20 protein-coding genes and 1 riboswitch are annotated in these 19,186 nt (G+C 62.5%); of the genes, 4 read left to right on the plus strand and 16 right to left on the minus strand.

The genetic code is table 11. The features are described from left to right. Positions 1-19 precede the first annotated feature (19 nt). Genes ACW55A_RS25915 through cobO form a run of 10 tightly spaced genes read right to left on the minus strand, consistent with a single transcriptional unit; the run spans position 20 to position 8,831 of the window. Entirely contained in the window at positions 20-751 is a 732-nt protein-coding gene (locus ACW55A_RS25915; protein WP_498811765.1) for an adenosylcobinamide-GDP ribazoletransferase, read from the minus strand. Position 752: 1 nt separating this feature from the next. Then, positions 753-1,325, minus strand: coding sequence for an alpha-ribazole phosphatase family protein (gene cobC, locus ACW55A_RS25920; protein ID WP_003434382.1), 573 nt, complete (start codon positions 1,323-1,325; stop codon positions 753-755). Continuing rightward, positions 1,322-2,374 carry a nicotinate-nucleotide--dimethylbenzimidazole phosphoribosyltransferase gene (cobT, locus tag ACW55A_RS25925; protein ID WP_024661928.1) on the minus strand — a complete coding sequence of 351 codons (1,053 nt, stop codon included), beginning with the start codon at positions 2,372-2,374 and terminating at the stop codon, positions 1,322-1,324. The genes cobC and cobT overlap by 4 nt, the downstream gene beginning before the upstream one ends. Next, positions 2,371-2,892 carry a bifunctional adenosylcobinamide kinase/adenosylcobinamide-phosphate guanylyltransferase gene (gene cobU, locus ACW55A_RS25930; RefSeq protein WP_498811762.1) on the minus strand — a complete coding sequence of 174 codons (522 nt, stop codon included), beginning with the start codon at positions 2,890-2,892 and terminating at the stop codon, positions 2,371-2,373. Before cobU ends, cobT begins: the two co-directional genes overlap by 4 nt. After that, positions 2,893-4,353 carry a cobyric acid synthase gene (locus ACW55A_RS25935; RefSeq protein ID WP_096128217.1) on the minus strand — a complete coding sequence of 487 codons (1,461 nt, stop codon included), beginning with the start codon at positions 4,351-4,353 and terminating at the stop codon, positions 2,893-2,895. Continuing rightward, positions 4,350-5,354 carry a threonine-phosphate decarboxylase CobD gene (gene cobD / locus ACW55A_RS25940; RefSeq protein ID WP_455809474.1) on the minus strand — a complete coding sequence of 335 codons (1,005 nt, stop codon included), beginning with the start codon at positions 5,352-5,354 and terminating at the stop codon, positions 4,350-4,352. Before cobD ends, ACW55A_RS25935 begins: the two co-directional genes overlap by 4 nt. Continuing rightward, entirely contained in the window at positions 5,347-6,255 is a 909-nt protein-coding gene (gene cbiB / locus ACW55A_RS25945) for an adenosylcobinamide-phosphate synthase CbiB (protein ID WP_003369648.1), read from the minus strand. The genes cobD and cbiB overlap by 8 nt, the downstream gene beginning before the upstream one ends. After that, the gene (gene bluB, locus ACW55A_RS25950) at positions 6,252-6,902 is read right to left on the minus strand and encodes a 5,6-dimethylbenzimidazole synthase (RefSeq protein WP_003369646.1); all 651 of its coding nucleotides are present in this window, start codon (positions 6,900-6,902) and stop codon (positions 6,252-6,254) included. Before bluB ends, cbiB begins: the two co-directional genes overlap by 4 nt. Beyond that, positions 6,899-8,194: a cobyrinic acid a,c-diamide synthase CobB gene (locus ACW55A_RS25955; RefSeq protein WP_455809476.1), complete on the minus strand. Its 1,296-nt coding sequence runs from the start codon at positions 8,192-8,194 to the stop codon at positions 6,899-6,901. The genes bluB and ACW55A_RS25955 overlap by 4 nt, the downstream gene beginning before the upstream one ends. Before the next feature lie 25 nt (positions 8,195-8,219). Beyond that, the gene (gene cobO, locus ACW55A_RS25960; RefSeq protein ID WP_003369640.1) at positions 8,220-8,831 is read right to left on the minus strand and encodes a cob(I)yrinic acid a,c-diamide adenosyltransferase; all 612 of its coding nucleotides are present in this window, start codon (positions 8,829-8,831) and stop codon (positions 8,220-8,222) included. A gap of 91 nt (positions 8,832-8,922) precedes the next feature. After that, positions 8,923-9,136, minus strand: a riboswitch (cobalamin riboswitch). Positions 9,137-9,255: 119 nt separating this feature from the next. On the opposite strand from cobO, the gene ACW55A_RS25965 reads away from it, so the two are divergent. After that, positions 9,256-10,584, plus strand: coding sequence for a PQQ-dependent sugar dehydrogenase (locus tag ACW55A_RS25965; RefSeq protein ID WP_072364814.1), 1,329 nt, complete (start codon positions 9,256-9,258; stop codon positions 10,582-10,584). A gap of 164 nt (positions 10,585-10,748) precedes the next feature. On the opposite strand, the gene ACW55A_RS25970 is transcribed toward ACW55A_RS25965, so the two are convergent. The 6 genes from ACW55A_RS25970 to ACW55A_RS25995 form a co-directional block, all read right to left on the minus strand. Continuing rightward, positions 10,749-11,294, minus strand: a complete 546-nt coding sequence (locus tag ACW55A_RS25970; protein ID WP_003369637.1) for a C40 family peptidase — start codon at positions 11,292-11,294, stop codon at positions 10,749-10,751. Positions 11,295-11,383: 89 nt separating this feature from the next. After that, positions 11,384-12,112 (minus strand): C40 family peptidase, encoded by a 729-nt coding sequence (locus ACW55A_RS25975; RefSeq protein WP_003369635.1) that lies wholly within the window; start codon positions 12,110-12,112, stop codon positions 11,384-11,386. A gap of 75 nt (positions 12,113-12,187) precedes the next feature. Then, positions 12,188-12,931: an NAD-dependent deacylase gene (locus ACW55A_RS25980; RefSeq protein ID WP_498811757.1), complete on the minus strand. Its 744-nt coding sequence runs from the start codon at positions 12,929-12,931 to the stop codon at positions 12,188-12,190. A 14-nt stretch (positions 12,932-12,945) separates the two neighbouring features. Next, a complete protein-coding gene (hda, locus tag ACW55A_RS25985) occupies positions 12,946-13,650 on the minus strand; it encodes a DnaA regulatory inactivator Hda (RefSeq protein WP_003369632.1) in 705 nt (234 codons plus the stop codon). Positions 13,651-14,037: 387 nt separating this feature from the next. Further along, positions 14,038-15,111 (minus strand): AI-2E family transporter, encoded by a 1,074-nt coding sequence (locus ACW55A_RS25990; RefSeq protein ID WP_498811755.1) that lies wholly within the window; start codon positions 15,109-15,111, stop codon positions 14,038-14,040. Between the two features lie 39 nt (positions 15,112-15,150). Further along, positions 15,151-16,251 (minus strand): DUF2066 domain-containing protein, encoded by a 1,101-nt coding sequence (locus tag ACW55A_RS25995; RefSeq protein ID WP_498811754.1) that lies wholly within the window; start codon positions 16,249-16,251, stop codon positions 15,151-15,153. Positions 16,252-16,592: 341 nt separating this feature from the next. Between ACW55A_RS25995 and purM the strand changes: the two genes are divergently transcribed. Genes purM through ACW55A_RS26010 form a run of 3 tightly spaced genes read left to right on the plus strand, consistent with a single transcriptional unit; the run spans position 16,593 to position 19,023 of the window. Continuing rightward, positions 16,593-17,651 carry a phosphoribosylformylglycinamidine cyclo-ligase gene (gene purM / locus ACW55A_RS26000; RefSeq protein WP_003344863.1) on the plus strand — a complete coding sequence of 353 codons (1,059 nt, stop codon included), beginning with the start codon at positions 16,593-16,595 and terminating at the stop codon, positions 17,649-17,651. Then, positions 17,651-18,301, plus strand: a complete 651-nt coding sequence (gene purN, locus ACW55A_RS26005; RefSeq protein ID WP_003344861.1) for a phosphoribosylglycinamide formyltransferase — start codon at positions 17,651-17,653, stop codon at positions 18,299-18,301. Before purM ends, purN begins: the two co-directional genes overlap by 1 nt. Before the next feature lie 8 nt (positions 18,302-18,309). Continuing rightward, positions 18,310-19,023: a DUF3108 domain-containing protein gene (locus tag ACW55A_RS26010; RefSeq protein WP_003369623.1), complete on the plus strand. Its 714-nt coding sequence runs from the start codon at positions 18,310-18,312 to the stop codon at positions 19,021-19,023. The last annotated feature ends 163 nt before the right edge of the window (positions 19,024-19,186 follow it).

Here is a 19,186-nt window from a genome sequence, read left to right on the forward strand (position 1 = left end):
CAAAGCGTTGTGCAAGGTCTCAAAGCAGCGCCAGCGTCAGCAGCACCGCCAATTCCAGCAGCTCGAGCAATGCCCCGGCCGTATCGCCGGTGCAGCCGCCCAAACGGCGCATAATCAACTGCCGCAGCCAGAAGAAACAAACGGCGCAGACCAGCAATGCAGCTACCCCTGACCAGCCGGCGAGCAGCACGCACGCAATGGCAGTGGCGGCCAAAACCTTGCGTCCAGGGCCACGCGGCAGGTGATCGGCGAGCGCCTGCCCCAATCCCCCGGAACGCACATACGGCGTTCCCAGAAACAGCCCAAGCATGGCCGCGCGCCCGATCACCGGCGCCAACAGCAGCCAGACACTGGCATGGCTCTCGATCAGCGCCAGAATCGCAGCAAACTTGAGCAGCAGCACCAGGACCAGCGTGACCACGGCGATAGGCCCGCTGCGTGGGTCCTTCATGATCTTCAAGGTGCGTTCACGGTCACCGAAGCCGCCCAGCCAGGCGTCAGCACTGTCGGCCAGACCGTCCAGATGCAGGCCGCCGCTGAGCAATACCCAGGCACTGAGTACCAGCGCGGCGTGCAGCATGAGCGGCGTACCACTGAGCAAGGTGTTGAAGCCCAGCAGCAGCGTGCCGAACACCACCCCGACCAACGGGTAGTACAGCAAGGAGCGTCCTAGCTCTTCAGGGCGCGGCATGCCGGGCAGTCTGATCGGCAGGCTGCCGAGAAATTGCAGGGCGATCCAGAACGGCAGCATCTCAGATCTCCGTGAGTACGCGATCAGCAGCGACCTGAATCGACAACAGCGCGCCATGCCCGACCACCACCTGCAACAGTTGCTCACGCGGCAAACCACGCGCCTGCGCCACCAGCAAGCGCATGACACCGCCATGACTGACCAGCAACACGCGCTCACCGGCGTAAGCCTGATGCAGACGCTCAATGGCACTCAATACCCGGCTCGAGAAATCCAGCACCGGCTCGCCGTTGGGGGGTGTGAACGCGTAGGGGTCCGCCCAGAACAGACCCAGGCCCTGCGCATCGGTTTCCATGAGTTGCGCAGGGCTGTGCCCTTCCCAGTCGCCGAAATGCAGCTCCTGCAAACCTGGCTCCAGGTGCAGAGGCAACGACAAGCGCTGCGCCAGCTCTTCGGAGAAACGTGCGCAACGTTGCAGCGGCGAGCTGACAATCCGTGTCCAGGGTCCGCCATCGACCACCGCCGCACGCATCTGCTGCCAGCCAGACTCGGTCAGCGCGTCGTCGAGACTGCCGCGCAGGCCGCCGCCCAGTTCGGTTTCGCCGTGCCGCAACAGGTCCAGGTGCAAGGTCATGCGGGGCGATCCGCCACAGCTGCTTCGGCAAACGTCGCCATGCCGCTGTGCAGCTCGCACGCCAGGCGTACCAGCGGCACAGCCAGTGCGGCACCGCTGCCCTCGCCCAGACGCAAACCGAGGTCCAGCAGCGGTTCGGCCTGCAGCGTTTCCAGCAGATGCCGGTGGCCCGGTTCAGCGCCCCGATGACCGAACAACAGCCAGTTGCGGCAGGAGGGATTCAGGCGCACCGCTACCAGCGCGGCCACGCTGCAAATGAAACCGTCGACCAGTACCGCAATACCTTCCTGCGCGCAGGCCAGGTACGCACCGGTCAGCGCGGCGATTTCGAAGCCGCCCATGCAGAACAGGCTGTTCAACGGGTCTCCCGCCTGATCGACGTGCAATGCCAGTGCGCGCTCGATGACATGAGTCTTGTGCTGAATGCCCTCGGCGTTCAGCCCGGTACCGGGTCCGACCAGCAACGGCGCAGCGCACTCCAGCAACGAGCAGGCGACTGCGCTGGCGGCTGTGGTGTTGCCGATGCCCATCTCGCCGCCGATGAACAGTTCAGTGCCGACAGCCTTGGCGCGCAATACGCTGTCACGCCCGGCCTGCAGGGCAGCGAGCCCCTGCTCGACACTCATGGCCGGCCCATAGGCAAAATTAGCGGTGCCCGCGCCAATGCGCAGATGGCGCACCCCGGGCAAATCCATTGGCGACACAGTGCCCAGATCGACCACGTCCAGTTGCGCGGAGAGCTGACGCGCCAGCACGCTGATCGCGGCGCCGCCGTTGACGAAGTTGTGCAGCATCTGCCCGGTGACTTCCTGTGGATACGCCGACACACCTTCAGCGACGACACCATGATCAGCGGCAAAAATCGCGATCCACAGTTGATCGGCGGCCGGACGCTCACGCCCTTGCAAACCGGCCAGCTGTACCGCCAGGCGCTCCAGTTGCGCCAGCGAACCGGCGGGTTTGGTCAGTTGCTGCTGACGGGCCAGTGCCGCCTCGCGCATCGGTACATCAATGGCCTGTGCAGGCTTGAGCCACCAGGAATTACTCATAGCGCGGTTCCTTTCAACGTCAGGGACAAGCCGGCAACGGTCAACACGACACGCTGGCAACGCTCGGCCAGCGCCTGATGCAACAGGCCGGCTTCATCGACATAGCGACGGGTCAGTTCGCCGAGCGGCACGACGCCAAGCCCGGTTTCGTTGCTGACAAAAATGATTTCACCCCGCAGCCCGGCAAGGCTGTCGAGCAGGGATTCACGTTCTTGAAGCAGGCGCTCGGGGTTGTCGAGCATCAGCAGATTGGTCAGCCAGAGGGTCAGGCAATCGACTAGCAGGCAGCAATCGGGCGCCGCATTTTCGCGCAGCATCCGCGCCAGCTCGATCGGCTCTTCGACCAACCCCCAGTGCTCGGGACGGCGTGCGCGATGGCTGGCAACACGCTGATTCATTTCGCCGTCCAGAGGCTGACTGGTGGCGATGTAGGTCACCTTCAGCGTGCTGTCGGCGGCCAGTTTTTCCGCCAGGCGACTCTTGCCGGAACGCGCGCCGCCGAGGATCAATTGCAGCATTCAGTTCGCCTCCAGGCCACACAGTTCGCGAAGCAATGGGCCGTCCAAGTGTTTTTCCACCAGGTCCGCAAGACGTTCGATGTCGCGCTCGCGCAGGGCGTGATAGTCGACGGACTGCACGTTCGCCAACCCCGCCCAGCGCAGTAACGCGCTACAGGCCGCAGGTGATTCGAACAGGCCGTGCAGGTAAGTCCCGAGCACCTGCCCGTCGACACTCTGCGCGCCATCGCAACGCCCGTCGTCCAGTTGCACGGCAGCCTGCTCCAGCGCCGGCCCTGTCGTTACCCCGGCATGAATTTCGTAGCCGCTGACCTCGGCGTCTTCCAGGGTCAGACGACCGCGCACATTGCGCAGTTGCTTTTCCGCTTCCAGCACCGTGCTCATTGCCAGTAGGCCAAACCCGGCGCTGGACCCGGCTGCGCCTTCCAGCCCGAGAGGATCGTGCACCTGCTCACCGAGCATTTGCAGGCCGCCGCAGATCCCCATCAGCTTGCCGCCATAACGCAAATGCCGCTCGATGGCGGTGTCCCAGCCATTGTTGCGCAGGTAGTTCAGATCGCTGCGCACGCTTTTCGAGCCGGGCAGAATGATCAGGTCAGCAGGAGGAATCGCCTGGCCGGGACCGATGAACTGCAGATTGACCTGAGGGTGCAGGCGCAGCGGGTCGAAATCAGTGTGATTACTGATGCGAGGCAGCACCGGGACCACCACGTTCAGCACATGCTCGACCTTGTCGGTCTGGCGCTGGTCCAGGCCGTCTTCGGCTTCCAGGTGCAGGTCCATCACGTAGGGCAGCACGCCAACCACCGGCTTGCCGGTGCGTGCTTCCAGCCAGTCCAGACCCGGCTGCAACAAGGCGATGTCACCGCGAAAACGGTTGATGATGAAACCCTTGACCCGCGCCTGCTCACTGGGCGACAGCAGCTCAAGGGTGCCGACCAGATGGGCAAACACCCCGCCACGATTGATATCGGCAATCAGCAGCACCGGGCAGTCGACCGCCTCGGCAAAGCCCATGTTGGCGATATCGTTGGCGCGCAGGTTGATCTCGGCCGGAGAACCCGCGCCCTCGACCACGATCACCGGGTAGCTTTCACCCAGGCGCCGATGCGATTCCAGCACCGCCTGCATGGCGATCTCTTTGTAGCCGTGATAAGCCACCGCGTTCATGGTGGTCACTGCACGGCCGTGAATGATCACCTGCGCGCCCGTGTCACTGTTGGGCTTGAGCAGCACCGGGTTCATGTCGGTGTGCGGTTCGAGGTAGCACGCCTGCGCCTGCACGGCCTGCGCGCGGCCGATCTCGCCGCCGTCTGCAGTCACCGCGCTGTTGAGCGCCATGTTCTGCGGCTTGAACGGCACGACCTTGACGCCCTGACGAGTCAGCCAGCGGCACAGGGCCGTCACCAGAGTGCTTTTGCCGGCATCGGAGGTGGTGCCTTGTACCATCAGCGTGCTCATGGGTATTCCTTGCGGTATTCAAGCAGAACATCGTGCAGCCGCAGCCAGTCGGCCTCGTCGCGGGGCAGACCGAAACGCAGACTGGACGACTCGGAGGTGTCACCCTTGAACAGACGCAGCAGCACGCCGCGCCGCGCACAAAACTCATAGAGCATCTGCGCCTCAGGGGTCACCAGCCATTGGAACAGCGCACAGCCGCCTTGCGGGGTCAGAGCGTAGCGGTCGAGCAACGCCACCAGCCGGTCGCGGGCCTGGTCACAGCGCTCACGTTGACGCGCCTGCCCCTGCTGATCACTGAGGCACACCTGACCGATGATCCGGGTTGGCCCACTGACCGACCAGGGGCCGATTTCCTGCGCCAGCATCCTCAACAGCACCGGCTCGGCCATGACAAAACCGAGCCTCACGCCAGCCAGGCCGAAAAACTTGCCAAACGAACGCAGGACGATCAGCCCGCTGCGCCCTGTTTCGGCCGCCAGGCTCATGCCCGGCGTGTTATCCATGAACGCTTCATCGACGACCAGCCAGCCACCGCGCTCGGCCAGTCGTGCATGCCACTCCAGCAAGCGCTCGGCGCTCAGGTGCAGGCCGGTCGGGTTGTTGGGGTTGACCACTACCAGTATGTCCAGGCTGTCGAGGAAGTAGTCGACCTCCTGCTCACCCACCTCACGGACCACGAAACCGTTCTTGCGCCAGGCATGCGCGTGCTCTGCGTAGCAGGGCGACAGAACGCCAACTCGCCCTCCGCTGCGCACCCGCGGCAGTGCCTGAATCGCGGCCTGCGAACCAGACACCGGCAATAACCGGGACACACCGTAATACGTGCAGGCCGCCGCTTCCAGACCATCGTCGGTCTCGGGCAACCGCGCCCAGGCACGCGTCGGAATCTCCGGGATGGGCCACGACCAGGGCGCGATCCCGGTGGACAGGTCCAGCCAGTCGGCTAGCTGAATACCGTAATGCTGCGCCGCCGCGCGCAACCACCCGCCGTGCTCAAGCATAAAACTCAGCCGCCACGCAGATGACCAGCAGCCATAACCAGACGCCGCGCTGCACCAGTTGCCAGCCGCGATCGATCGAGTCCGCGTCGGCAGGCGCACCCTCACCCAGTTGCGGACGCTGATGCAACTCGCCGTGGTAGATCGCCGCGCCACCCAGTTCGACACCCAGCGCGCCTGCGCCAGCGGCCATCACCGGACCGGCATTCGGACTGTCCCAGGCCGGAGCCTGTGTGCGCCAGCAACGCAGCGCCAGTCGGGTCTTGCCCAACAAGGCGTAAGTCAATGCCACAAGACGTGCGGGAATATAGTTGAGCAGATCGTCGATCTTCGCCGCAGCCCAGCCAAAACGCTCAAAGCGCTCGTTGCGATAGCCCCACATGGCGTCCAGCGTATTGCTCAGCCGGTACAGCACCACGCCGGGCGCACCGGCCACGACAAACCAGAATAACGCCGCGAACACCGCATCGCTACCGTTCTCCAGCACCGACTCGGTGGCTGCGCGGGCGACTTCGGTAGCGTCCAGCTCAGTGGTCTGGCGACTGACCAGATAACCGACCCGCTGACGTGCTTCAACCAGATCATCACTGCGCAGCGCTTGCGCCACCGGCTGAACGTGCTCGCCCAGACTGCGCATGCCCAGCGCGCCATACAGCGCCAGAATCTCGAACAGCCAGCCCACGCCAGGCAACCAGCTCAGCAGCGTGGCCAGCAGCGTCAGCGGCACAACGGTGATGACCCAGGCGGTAACGCCGTGACTGCGCCAGCCACGGCCGCCACTGTTGAAACGCTGCTCGACCCGATTGGCGAAGTTGCCGAACGCCACCAGCGGATGCCATCGTTTTGGCTCACCGAGCAGCGCATCCAGCGCGACCCCGGCGACGCTCAACAGCGCCACACTCATTGATTCACTCCCCATTGATTCTCGTACAGCAGCTCGTGCAGCGGACGCGCCTGCGCCCAGCCTTCCATCACCAGCATTGGCGCAGGATAGAATTCCTTGACCGGCCCCAGGCAAATTATCGCCAGCGGCTTCGCGCCGTCAGGCATGCCCAGCAGTTCGGCCAATGCCTCGGGGTCGAACAGCGACACCCAGCCCATGCCCAGGCCTTCTGCACGCGATGCCAGCCACAGGTTCTGGATCGCGCAGGACAGCGATGCCATGTCCATTTCGGGCAAGGTGCGACGCCCGAAAATGTGTTGCTCACGCCCTTCCATCAGCGCGGCGACCAGCACTTCTGCGCAGTCGTTGATGCCTTCGACCTTGAGCTTCATGAACTCGTCGGTTCGCTCCCCCAGCGCCTCGGCGGTACGAATACGCTCCTCCTCTACCTGCGCCTGCATCCTGCCGCGCAATAGCGGGTCGCTGATGCGGATGAAGCGCCACGGTTGCATCAGCCCGACGCTGGGAGCCTGATGCGCAGCTTCGAGCACGCGCGCCAATAGCTCGGGCGCGACCGTACCACCGATGAAGTGGCGCATGTCGCGACGTTCGGCGATAGCGCGGTACACCGCAGCCCGCTCTTCGGGGCTGAACGCTTGCTCGGTCATGGTTTGAACAGCGCCGCAATCGCCCGGGGGCAGGAAGGAAAATAGAAATGCACGTAGGACGCGGTCAGACGACCCAAACGATAGACCGCTTCTGCGCCGCGCCCGCCATTGGGGCTGACGCCACGCGCAATCGGCTGCAGCTCGGTGCTGGTCAGCGAGTGGTGATAGGTATGGCCGTGCAGCGTGCCCTCGGGCAGCTCGACGGCCTGCAAGGCCAGCGCCGCCAGACGCTTCTGCATGACCGCTTCACCGGACAGCAAGCCGACCAGTTCGGCGCGCACGCCCTCGACATCGGTCAGGGCTTCGAGCAAATAGAGCATGCCGCCGCACTCGGCAAGAATCGGCTTGCCGGCAATATGGTGAGCCCTGATCGAAGCCTGCATTGTGCCATTGGCGGCCAACGCCACGTGGTGCAGCTCCGGGTAGCCACCGGGCAGGTACAGGCTGTCGGCCTCGGGAAGCTCGCGATCATGGACCGGCGAGAAGAAACTCAGCTCGGCGCCCATGTTCCTCAGCAGTTCCAGGCTCGCGCCATACAGAAAGGCAAAGGCTTCATCGCGTGCGATGGCAATGCGTACGCCGCGCAGCAGCGGTTCGGCATGAACCGGGTCGGGCGCCGTAAAGGTCACGGCCGGCGGCAAAGCCACTTCACAGGTACTGGCCAGCGCCGCAGCAGCCATGTCTAGACGCACGTCCAGATCATTGAGCTCACTGGCCTGGACCAACCCCAGATGACGGCTGGGCAATTCGAAGCCGACTTCCCGGGACAGTGCGCCGTACCAGCGCAGGCCTTCGGTCAGGCTGTTCTCCAGCAACTGCGCATGGCGTACCGTGCCGACGCGATTGGCCAGCACGCCGGCGAACGGCAGATCAGGCTGATAGCGCGCCAGGCCCAGCGCCAGTGCGCCAAACGTCTGCGCCATGGCCGTGCCGTCGATCACACCGAGTACCGGCACGCCAAAATGCCGGGACAGGTCGGCGCTCGACGGCGTGCCGTCGAACAGCCCCATGACCCCTTCGATCAGAATCAGGTCCGCCTCGTCAGCCGCCTCCCACAACAGACGACGGCTTTCATCGGCACCGACCATCCACATGTCCAGTTGATAGACCGGCGCACCACTGGCCCGCTCAAGAATCATCGGGTCAAGAAAGTCCGGGCCGCACTTGAACACCCGGACCTTGCGCCCCTGGTTGCGGTGCAAGCGTGCCAGTGCAGCGGTCACCGTGGTTTTGCCTTGCCCGGAGGCAGGCGCAGCGATCAATACCGCCGGACAATCACGCGGGGCTCTCATTGCAATGCGCTCAATGATGAAGGGTTCACAGCTCGATACCTTTCTGCGCACGAATACCGGCCTGAAACGCGTGCTTGACCACGCCGATCTCGGAAACGGTATCGGCCAGGTCGATCAATTCGGCTTTGGCACCGCGGCCAGTCACCAATACATGCTGCATCGGCGGACGTGCCTGCAGGTCGCTGAGCACTTGTTCAAGGTCGAGGTAGCCATGTTTGAGGGCGATGTTCAGTTCGTCGAGCACCACCAGACCAATGGCCGGATCGCGAAGCATTTCCTGAGACACGGCCCAGGCGGCTTCGGCGGCGGCGATGTCGCGCTGGCGATCCTGGGTTTCCCAGGTGAAGCCCTCACCCATTACGTGATAGCGCACCTGCTCGGGGAAACGGCGGAAAAACATTTCTTCGCCCGTGCTGTTGCGGCCCTTGATGAACTGCACCACACCACACTGCATGTCGTGGCCCATGGCGCGGGCGAGCATGCCGAATGCCGAGCTGCTCTTGCCCTTGCCATTGCCGGTCAATACCAGCAGCAGGCCGCACTCGTTGGGCGAGCTGGCGATACGCTCGTCCATGACGGCTTTCTTGCGCTGCATGCGCGCCAGATGGCGTTCGTCGCGTTCGGGGGATTCGTTCATCTGGGTTCTCCGCTCGGGGCAGGCGACAACAGACGGAAGGACAGCACTGGACAGCACGGCAACGCCCTGCACAGAACATCACCCTCCGTGATGTCATTGAGTGATTCAGGCCGGTCTCCGGGCTCATGAGCGGGTCACCCCGGCTGCGCGCCTTCCCATGTCGAAACACAGTGGCGTCAGGCACAGCCTTGACTCATTTACCGTTGCGGGGGCAGCGCCGGGATCGGATCTGTCGACCCACACCGGCTTCCCTGTTTCACTCTGCCAATCGGGGATTGCAGAGCACCTGAAACAAACCGCGAAGGGTAGAGGGTTGGACCGGGAGCGTCAATCGACACCGTCGCCGCGGAACGTGATTGAACCTAGCGGGTTGGCGGTGCCTCTATCAGTTACTGGACCATGCCCTTGTTAATGGAGATCGACAATGTTCAAACTCAGCCCCCACTACGCAGTGTTGCTTCTGGTCGCCGGCGGCCTCGCTGCCTGCGGCGAGTCTTCGAGACTGCAAGTCTCGGATGGAACAGGCCCCTCGCCCAAGCTGCCGGAGCCCAACAAGACGCTGATCCCGACCGTCAACATCGCCCCTGCCGTAGGCTGGGAAAAAGGCGCCAAGCCGGTCGCCGCGCCGGGCACACAAGTGGCTGCGTTCGCCGAAAACCTCGACCACCCGCGCTGGCTGTATGTGTTGCCCAACGGTGACGTGCTGGTCGCAGAAACCAATTCGCCCGCCAAACCGGATGACTCCAAAGGCATTCGCGGCTGGGTGATGGAAAAAGTCATGGGCCGCGCCGGTGCCGGTGTGCCCAGCGCCAACCGCATCACGTTGCTGCGCGACGTAGACAAGGACGGTGTGGCAGAGACGCGCACGGTTTTCCTGCAAAACCTCAATTCGCCGTTCGGCATGACCCTGGTGGGCAACAAGCTGTATGTCGCCGATACCGATCGCCTGATCAGCTTCCCGTATGAATCAGGGCAGACCTCGATCAGCGCGCAGGCGACCAAGGTGGTCGACCTGCCGGGCGGCACGCTCAATCACCACTGGACCAAGAATGTCATCGCCAGCAAGGATGGCAGCAAGCTGTACGTGACCGTGGGCTCCAACAGCAACGTGGCCGAAAACGGCATGGACAAGGAAGAGGGTCGTGCGGCGATCTGGGAAGTGGACGCGGCCACCGGCAACCACCGGATCTTCGCGTCCGGCCTGCGCAACCCCAACGGCATGGATTGGGAGCCGAAGACCGGCAAACTGTGGACGGCGGTCAACGAGCGCGACGAGATCGGCAGCGATCTGGTGCCTGACTACGTTACCTCGGTGCAGGACGGCGCATTCTACGGCTGGCCTTACAGCTACTACGGCCAGCATGTCGACGAGCGCGTCAAGCCGCAGAACCCGGCACTGGTCGCCAAGGCGATTGCCCCGGATTACGCAGTCGGTCCGCACACCGCTTCGCTGGGCCTGGTGTTCGCCGACGGCAAGACACTGGCTGCACCGTTCAACGAAGGCCTGTTCATTGGCCAGCACGGCTCATGGAACCGCAAACCGCACAGCGGCTATAAGGTGGTGTTCATTCCATTCAGTGGCGGCAAACCCAACGGCACACCGGTCGATGTGTTGACCGGCTTCCTCAACAAGGATGAAAAAGCCATGGGCCGTCCGGTTGGCGTGGTCAATGACCAGCGCGGCGGTTTGCTGGTGGCGGACGATGTCGGCAACAAGATCTGGCGCGTGACATCAGCCAAGGCTGCTCAGTAACGCCGAGCGGTTATTCCTGTGGGAGCGAGCTTGCTCGCGAAGAGGCCGGCACAGCTGCGGCGATCCCCAGCGTGCCACGCTCCAGCGTGGATACGCCTTTCTGAACGCTCTGCGTCCGATCCTGAGGCTGGAGCTGGGGGGAGCCGCTGATCAGCGGCTCCTGCCTAGGGCCGATTCTGCGCCAGACTGGACGGCTGAATCACGCGCTTGGCGTTGAGGTAGGCTCTCTGCCAGTAAGGCTTGTCGAGACTGTCGAGCTTGACCGTGCCACCAGTGGCCGGCGCATGCACAAAGCGGCCTTCGCCCACGTAAATCCCCGCATGCGACACCTGCGAACCACCTGACGTGGCAAAGAACACCAGATCACCTGACTGCAGTTGCTCGCGGCGAATATTCGGTGCGCCCATCACGATCATCTCGCGTGTGGAACGTGGCAGGGAAATGCCGGCCGCATCACGATAGACATAACCTATAAGACCGCTGCAATCGAAACCGGAGTCAGGCGTGTTGCCGCCCCAGCGATAAGGCGTGCCAACCAGCCCCAACGCACGAAACAGCACGTCTTCGGCAGCTGGAGAAAGAATCTGGGGAGGAGCAGTGACCACCGGACGCTGAACGATCCGAGGCGCTTTGGGCGGGGGCGGCGCGCTGGCGCAGGCACCGAGCAACGCAGCAACAGAAATGACTAACAGGCGCAACGCAATCGACATAACCACAACAACCTATCCGGATGCGGCTTACGCTGCCGAGAAGCTCAAAAACGCAGAAAGACCCGAAGGTCTTGTACTGCGCGTTCTATTTATTTACGCCGCTTGGGCGCGGTCTTGACTGTAGTCGAAGTCATCGCCGTTGTCTGCGTTACTTCAGGTGTCGATTTTACTGCAACAGTACCCGGGGCCATCGCCAGGGGCCGCTTGGCCTCGATGAAGGTCTTGCTCCAGTAGGCGTCATCGAGGCTGTCGATGCGCACACCGCCGCTGCGGCGACTGCTGGAGTGGATGAACTGCCGATTACCGGCGTAGATCGCTGCGTGGCTGACCTGACCGCGACCGCGAGTACTGAAGAACAGCACATCGCCCGGCTGAAGCTTGTTGCGCGCCACCAGAGGTGCGTTGACGTTGATCATTTCACGCGTGGAACGTGGCAGGCTCATGCCGGCCTCTTCGCGAAACAGATAACCGATGAAGCCGCTGCAATCGAAACCCGAAGAAGTCGACGTGCCGCCGAACTTGTAGCGTGTGCCGATCAGCGACTTGCCACGCTCCAGGATGCTGTCGGCCAGGGCCGGCAGTTGGTAAGACTTGTTATCAGCGAACTGGGCCAGTTCGTCTTCGGTAGCGAGCTCGTCCTGCAGGACTGCCGCGTCGGCGCGACGGGCTGCGGACTGGGCATTGGCATTGATTGCGCTCTGATAGCGTGGAACTGGCTGGGCCTGTTCCTGCTGTGCGACCGGCATATTGGCCGAGCAACCGAAGAGAAATGTAACGAGTGCGAGAGGCACGAGGGGTGCGAAGCGAACAACTTGCATGGGCACAACCGTGGCTGACTAGTTAAGATGGCGAGACTATGCCTTTTATGAAGGTGATTTGCAAATTCAATCGAACTAGATGTGACTTATGAGTTCGGCCATGACATGTGCCGCGCGGTAGGGCAAAAAGACGTCCATCTGCGCGCTGTGATCCGTCGGTTGCGGATTGATTTCTGCGGTAAAACCCCCGGAAACCCTGGTGCGAATGACCGGTTCGTGAATGTAGGGGAAGCTTGCGGTGGTGCCAATACTCAGCACCGCGTCATAGCCTTTAGCCAGCTGTTCATACAGTGTTTCCAGGGCTTTTTCGGGAAGCATTTCCTGAAAAAGAACGACGAACGGTCGCAAAATGCCACTACATGCCGGGCATAAGGGGGGCAAAGGTCGCTGCAAGTGCTCACTCAATTGCGAATCCTCAGCACCGCAGGATTGGCAAAACAGTGGCGAGAGTTGCCCGTGAATTTCGATCAGGCGCTCCGGCGGACTGCCCGCCGCGCGATGATAACCGTCGACATTCTGGGTCAGCACCCAGCACTCGGGTTTGATGCGCTGCAACTGGGCGATGGCGTAGTGCGCGATATTCGGCTCGCCACCCAGGCACGCCCTGCCCAGTTCAGCGATGTACTTCCAGCACAGCTCGGGGTCACGGCGCAGCATGGGCCCGGACAGGGCCATTTCGATAGGCAGGCCATCATCGGTCTTGCCATTGTAAAGCCCGCCCACACCACGGTAGGTCGGCAACCCCGAATCGGCAGACAAACCCGCCCCGGTGATCACCAGAATCCGTTGTGCATGGCGCAAGGCAGCCGCCGTCTGCATCAACAGCGCCTGATCTACCACCCGAGGGTCTCTTTAAGGAAGGGAATGGTCAGCTTGCGCTTTTCCTGGAGTGACGCCTGATCGAGGCGCTCGAGCAATTCGAACAGCGCGCTCATGCTGCGTGTACCACGCGTCAGGATGAAATGCCCGACATCGTCGGTCAGGTGCAAACCACGCCGAGAGGCACGCAGTTGCAAGGCGCGCAGCTTGTCCTCGTCGGACAGACCGCGCATCTGGAACACCAATGCCATGGTCAGGCGCGATTTCAGGTCGGGAAGCTTTACCGGCAATTCGCGGGGCGATTTGGACGCGGCAATCAGCAGACGACGCCCGCTGTCACGCAGACGATTGAACAGATGAAACAGCGCTTCTTCCCAGTCGGGCTTGCCGACGATCGCCTGCAGATCGTCCAGACACACCAGCTCGTACTGCTCCAGATGATCGAACAGCTCGATGCCTTCATCTATGACTTCGGCCAGCGGCAGATACACCGCTGGCTCGCCCAACTGCTCGAAACGCAGGCAGGCAGCCTGCAGCAGGTGCGTGCGCCCTACTCCGTCCTTGCCCCACAGATAGATGAGGCTTTCGGTCCAGCCAGCGTCGGCTTCGCACAGCCGCTCGACATAGCCGAGTGCAGCGGCGTTGGCGCCTGGGTAGTAATTGACGAAAGTGGCGTCATCACGCAGACGCACACTCAGGGGCAGCTGAATCGGTTTCATGCTGACTAACGGCTCATGCAAACCGTCAAGGGCCTCTGTGTAAAGAGCGCAAAGTTTATACCCGTGACGCTGGTCGCACAATGCGACAGACCTCAAGCAAAATCAAAGGTTTGCGTCAGGGTGAGTAAAGCGCCGTCCAGGCGCTGTACGAAAGTCGGCGAGCGAAGGTCAGGCAAGGCAAAAGCAGGCGAGGAACGGCCGGGGTCGCGCTCGACTCTACGTGTTGTAAATGAGCATTCCGATTGGACTCGCATCCGAGCCTGTTTTTAACGAAGCATCACCGAGCGCAGCCACTTTTCGTACAGAGCCCAGGACAGGGAGTTTGCAGGGGGCATGCACTCAAGGCATGAGCCTCTTCACCGGGCGGCAAAGAGGCTTGCATCGATCTTACAGCTCCGGATCTTCCGCGCCTGCGTAGATTTCCGAGTCCTTGTACAGATCATGCATGTGGCGCACCAGCACCATGATCACCGCCGCCACCGGCAGGGCCAGCAGAATGCCGGTGAAGCCGAACAGCTCGCCACCCGCCAGAATCGCGAAGATGACGGCGACCGGGTGCAGGCCGATGCGATCACCGACCAGCAACGGCGTCAGCACCATCCCCTCGAGGGCCTGACCGATCATGAACACCGCCACAATCCCCATCATCGGGTACAGGTCACCGCCAAACTGGAACAGCCCGGCCACCAGCGCCGAACCGATACCGATCACGAACCCCATATAAGGCACTATGGCCGCCAGACCGGCAATCACGCCGATCAGCAGGCCCAACTCCAGCCCGACCAGCATCAGACCGGCCGCATAGATCACGCCAAGGCCGACCATCACCAGCAACTGACCGCGTATGAACGCGCCCAGCACTTCGTGGCACTCGCCCGCCAGCTTGACGATTTGCCCTTCACGCTGACGCGGCAGCAGGCCACGGATCTTGCCGGTCATGATGTCCCAGTCACGCAGCAGGTAGAAACACACCACGGGGATCAGCACCAGATTGGTCAGCCAGCCGATCAGCGCCAGGCTGGACGCCGTAGCCTGGGACAGCACGATAGAGACGATGTCCCCGGCCTGGCCCATATGCTCGGAGATGGCTGCCTTGACCTTGTCGAACTTCCAGAACCCGTCTGCCAGCCCGAACTTGGCCTGGACCCACGGCAACGCCGAGTGCTGCAGCCAGTCAAGAATCTGCGGCGCCAGCTCGTAAAGACGGAACAACTGCTTGGCGAGCATCGGCACCAGAACCAGCAGCAACGCCATCAGCACCAGCGTGAACAACCCGAACACGACCACAACGCTCAGGGTTCTGGACAGTCCGGCGCGCTCCAGACGGTCCACCAGCGGATCACCCATGTAGGCCAGCAGTAACGCCACCAGAAAAGGAGTGAGGATCGTGTGCAACAGCACCACGAATGCAACCAGCAAGGCCAGGCCGCCGATCCAGAACCAACGCCGCGTATCAGTCATCAACATCCCTCAAGCCAGTGGAAAAGCGTTCTTGCCGGGTTACCAGCGGAAATAGAGCTGTGGCGCAGACGCCGGAACAATCATCGGTGCGGGCGCAGGTGCCGGAGCAGCAGCTCCATTGGCTGGCGCAACCGGCGCAGTCGCATCGACAGGCGCAGCAGGCGACGTTGCGGTAGCGGCTGCTTCGGCTGCGGGCACTTCCTGCAATTTGGCCAGCGACAACTGCGAGCGTAGCTGATCGGTGCTGCCACTGACCTCAAACACCACTTTATCGCCTTCGACAGAACTCAGACGCACGCCGAACGGTTCGAGTAACTGAAGCAGTTGCGCATAGCGCTCAAGTGTCATGCCTTGGACCTGGATCAGCATGCCGGTCGACGCACCGGGCTTGGCGACGAAGCGCGGAGCCAGACGCTCGCTGACCGACAGCAGCACAGCATCGGCCAAGGCCTCGGACGTGGCACCGGTTGCGGTGCCCTGTTCGCGCTGATCACCCAGCCACAAGCGCCATTTGCCCTGCCACTGACCGCCATCTTCCCGGGCGTGCACGGCCAGTATCGCGTCAGCGCCATAGCGCTCGGAGGCTTCCTTGAGCGGCGCAGGGTCAGTGCCCTCCAGGGTTTTCGCATTACCGATACCCTGCTCGCTCAAATCAGCCAGCGGCAGACGCAGCGGCAGTCCGCGGTGCTGAGCGGCCTGGCGCAAGGGTTCGGCAGCGGCCTGACCGTCGCCGACCAGATTCGAGCCTTCCACCGAGTCATTCAGCCACCAGCCGAGAATCGACGGGCGATTGCTGCCCCAGATCGGCAGCCCCGCATCGTGCAAGGCACGGTCGGTGGTGGCCGGATCGAAGTCGACCAGCAGGGTTCCCGGCGGGCCAGCCTCGTAGCCGTACTGGCTGATGATCTGCTGCGGGTCCTTGCGCAGTGCGGCGATGGCCGAGCCCTGCACGGCCTTGGCGTCGCCGGTCAGGCGCAGCACCAGGGTTTCGACGGCGGCCTGCGTGGCCCGCGTGCGCTCATCGGGCGACTGGCCATTGACCGGCTCGCGAACCTGATAAAGGTTGCTGACCGTTTCGGCAAGGCTGGGAAGGCTGATCAGGGACAGACAGCCGACTAGAAGAATTCTGGAAAAACGCATGGACAGTTCCCGAACGGAAAAAAGTAAAAAGAAGCGGTTTCAGCAGGTGTACCAGTCTGGGACAGACGTGAGCCACCTATCATTCAGTTCGCGCATAAAGTACACCCTAAACGTTCAGGCTCGCACTGACAGGCCACCTGCTTGAGGTTAATTTGGTGCAACACCGCCCTGTTGTCGGCGCAAGGATGGCCCCTGATGAGCAAGCCTGATAAAATCGCGCGCCTTCGCAGACCGGCAATCGCCATGGCCCCAACATTACCACCGCATGACAGCGCGGTGCTGAACGGGCCCTAACGCAGCGGTCGATACCTCCGAATCCCCCCTAAAGGCCTGGATTTTCTATGAGCAAGCAACCCTCCCTGAGCTATAAAGACGCCGGTGTAGACATCGACGCCGGTGAAGCATTGGTCGAACGCATCAAGAGCGTCGCCAAGCGCACCAAGCGTCCGGAAGTCATGGGCGGCCTGGGAGGCTTCGGCGCCCTCTGCGAAATCCCGGCCGGCTACAAGCAACCGGTTCTGGTTTCCGGCACCGACGGCGTGGGCACCAAGCTGCGTCTGGCGCTGAACCTGAACAAGCACGACACCATCGGCATCGACCTGGTCGCCATGTGCGTCAATGACCTGGTGGTCTGCGGCGCAGAGCCACTGTTCTTCCTCGATTACTACGCCACCGGCAAGCTGAACGTCGACACCGCCGCTCAGGTCGTCACCGGCATCGGCGCCGGCTGCGAACTGGCCGGCTGCTCGCTGGTCGGCGGCGAAACCGCTGAAATGCCGGGCATGTACGAAGGCGAAGACTACGACCTGGCAGGCTTCTGCGTCGGCGTCGTGGAAAAGGCCGAGATCATCGACGGCTCGAAAGTCGCTGCCGGTGACGCCCTGCTCGCCCTGCCATCGTCCGGCCCGCACTCCAACGGCTACTCGCTGATCCGCAAGATCATCGAAGTGGCAGGCGCCGATATCGAAAACATCCAGCTGGACGGCAAGCCACTGACCGAACTGCTGATGGCGCCGACCCGCATCTACGTGAAGCCGCTGCTCAAGCTGATCAAGGAAACCGGCGCAGTCAAGGCCATGGCCCACATCACCGGTGGCGGCCTGCTCGACAACATTCCACGCGTACTGCCGGAAGGCGCTCAGGCCGTGGTCGACGTCGCCAGCTGGCAGCGTCCGGCCGTGTTCGACTGGCTGCAGCAGCAAGGCAACGTTGCGGAAAACGAGATGCACCGTGTGCTGAACTGCGGCGTGGGCATGGTGATCTGCGTCGCTCAGGAGCACGTCGAAGCAGCACTGAAGGTGCTGCGTGAAGCCGGCGAGCAGCCTTGGGTGATCGGCCAGATCGCCACCGCTGCCGAAGGCGCAGCACAGGTCGAGCTGAAAAACCTCAAGGCGCATTGATGCCAGCCATCTGCGAAGTCGTGGTGCTGTTGTCCGGCACCGGCGGCAACCTGCAAGCGATGATCGACAGCTTCAAGGACGGGGCCAGCCCCGTCCGCATCCGCGCGGTGATTTCCAACCGCGCAGATGCATTCGGCCTGCAACGTGCAAGGGACGCAGGCATCGAAACCTGCGTACTGGATCACACCGCATACGAGGGCCGTGAAGCCTTCGATGCAGCGCTGATCGAACGGATCGACGCCTTCCAGCCACAGTTGGTCGTATTGGCCGGGTTCATGCGCATTCTCAGCGCAGGATTCGTTCGCCACTACCATGGCCGCCTGCTGAATATTCACCCTTCCCTGCTGCCGCGTTACAAAGGCTTGCACACGCACAAGCGTGCGCTGGAGGCCGGCGACACCGAGCATGGCTGCAGCGTGCATTTCGTTACCGAGGAACTCGATGGCGGCCCACTGGTCGTACAGGCTGTTATTTCGGTACAGTTGCACGACACGCCCGCAACGCTCGCGCAACGGGTCCATGTTCAAGAGCACCGTATTTACCCACTGGCCATTCGCTGGTTTGCCGAAGGCCGACTGAGCCTTGGTGAACAAGGTGCGTTACTCGATAGCCAGTTACTCCCGGCCAGCGGCCATCTGATTCGACATTAGGAGATACTATGCGTCGCGCTCTGCTCTTCGCTTTCGCTCTGCTCGCCTTGCCTGCCGTACAGGCCGCAGACCTTCAACCCTTCTCCGCCAGCTACACCGCCGACTGGAAACAGCTGCCCATGAGCGGCACGGCCGAACGCAGCCTGGAAGCCGGCGCCAATGGCACCTGGACCCTGAGCTTCAAGGCCTCGATGATGATCGCCAGCCTGACTGAAGTCAGCACCCTGAAGGTCGACAAGGACACCCTGCTGCCGCAGACCTACAACTTCGAGCGCAGTGGCCTGGGTAAATCCAAGAAGGTCGATCTGGCGTTCGACTGGAACACCAAGTTCGTCACCGGCACCGACCGTGGCGATGCGATCAAGCTGCCGCTCAACCGTGGCATCCTCGACAAGTCCACCTATCAGCTGGCGTTGCAACACGACATCGCTGAGGGCAAGAAGAGCATGAGCTATCAGGTTGTCGACGGTGATGAAGTAGACACCTACGACTTCCGCGTGCTGGGTTCGGAAAAAGTCACCACCAAGACCGGCCAGGTCGATGCGATCAAGGTCGAGCGCGTGCGTGACCCGACGCAAAGCAAGCGCACCACTGTGCTGTGGTTCGCCAAGGACTGGGATTACCTGCTGGTCCGCCTGCAACAGGTCGAAACCGACGGCAAGGAATACAACATCGTTTTGCTGGACGGCACCGTCAACGGCAAGGCCGTCAAAGGCAGCTGATTACCCTGACAGCACGCACCACAGAGCCCCGCTTTTTAGCGGGGCTTTTTATTGGCTGAAGGCATGCGACGCAGAGCGCGGCACGATAGTCGCGCCTGCACCTGCCCTTCGTGAGCAAGCTCACTCCCACGCCCTACGGGCAGAAGCGCGGAGCATCGGCACG

Source organism: Plantibacter cousiniae (nom. nud.), from assembly GCF_977070315.1.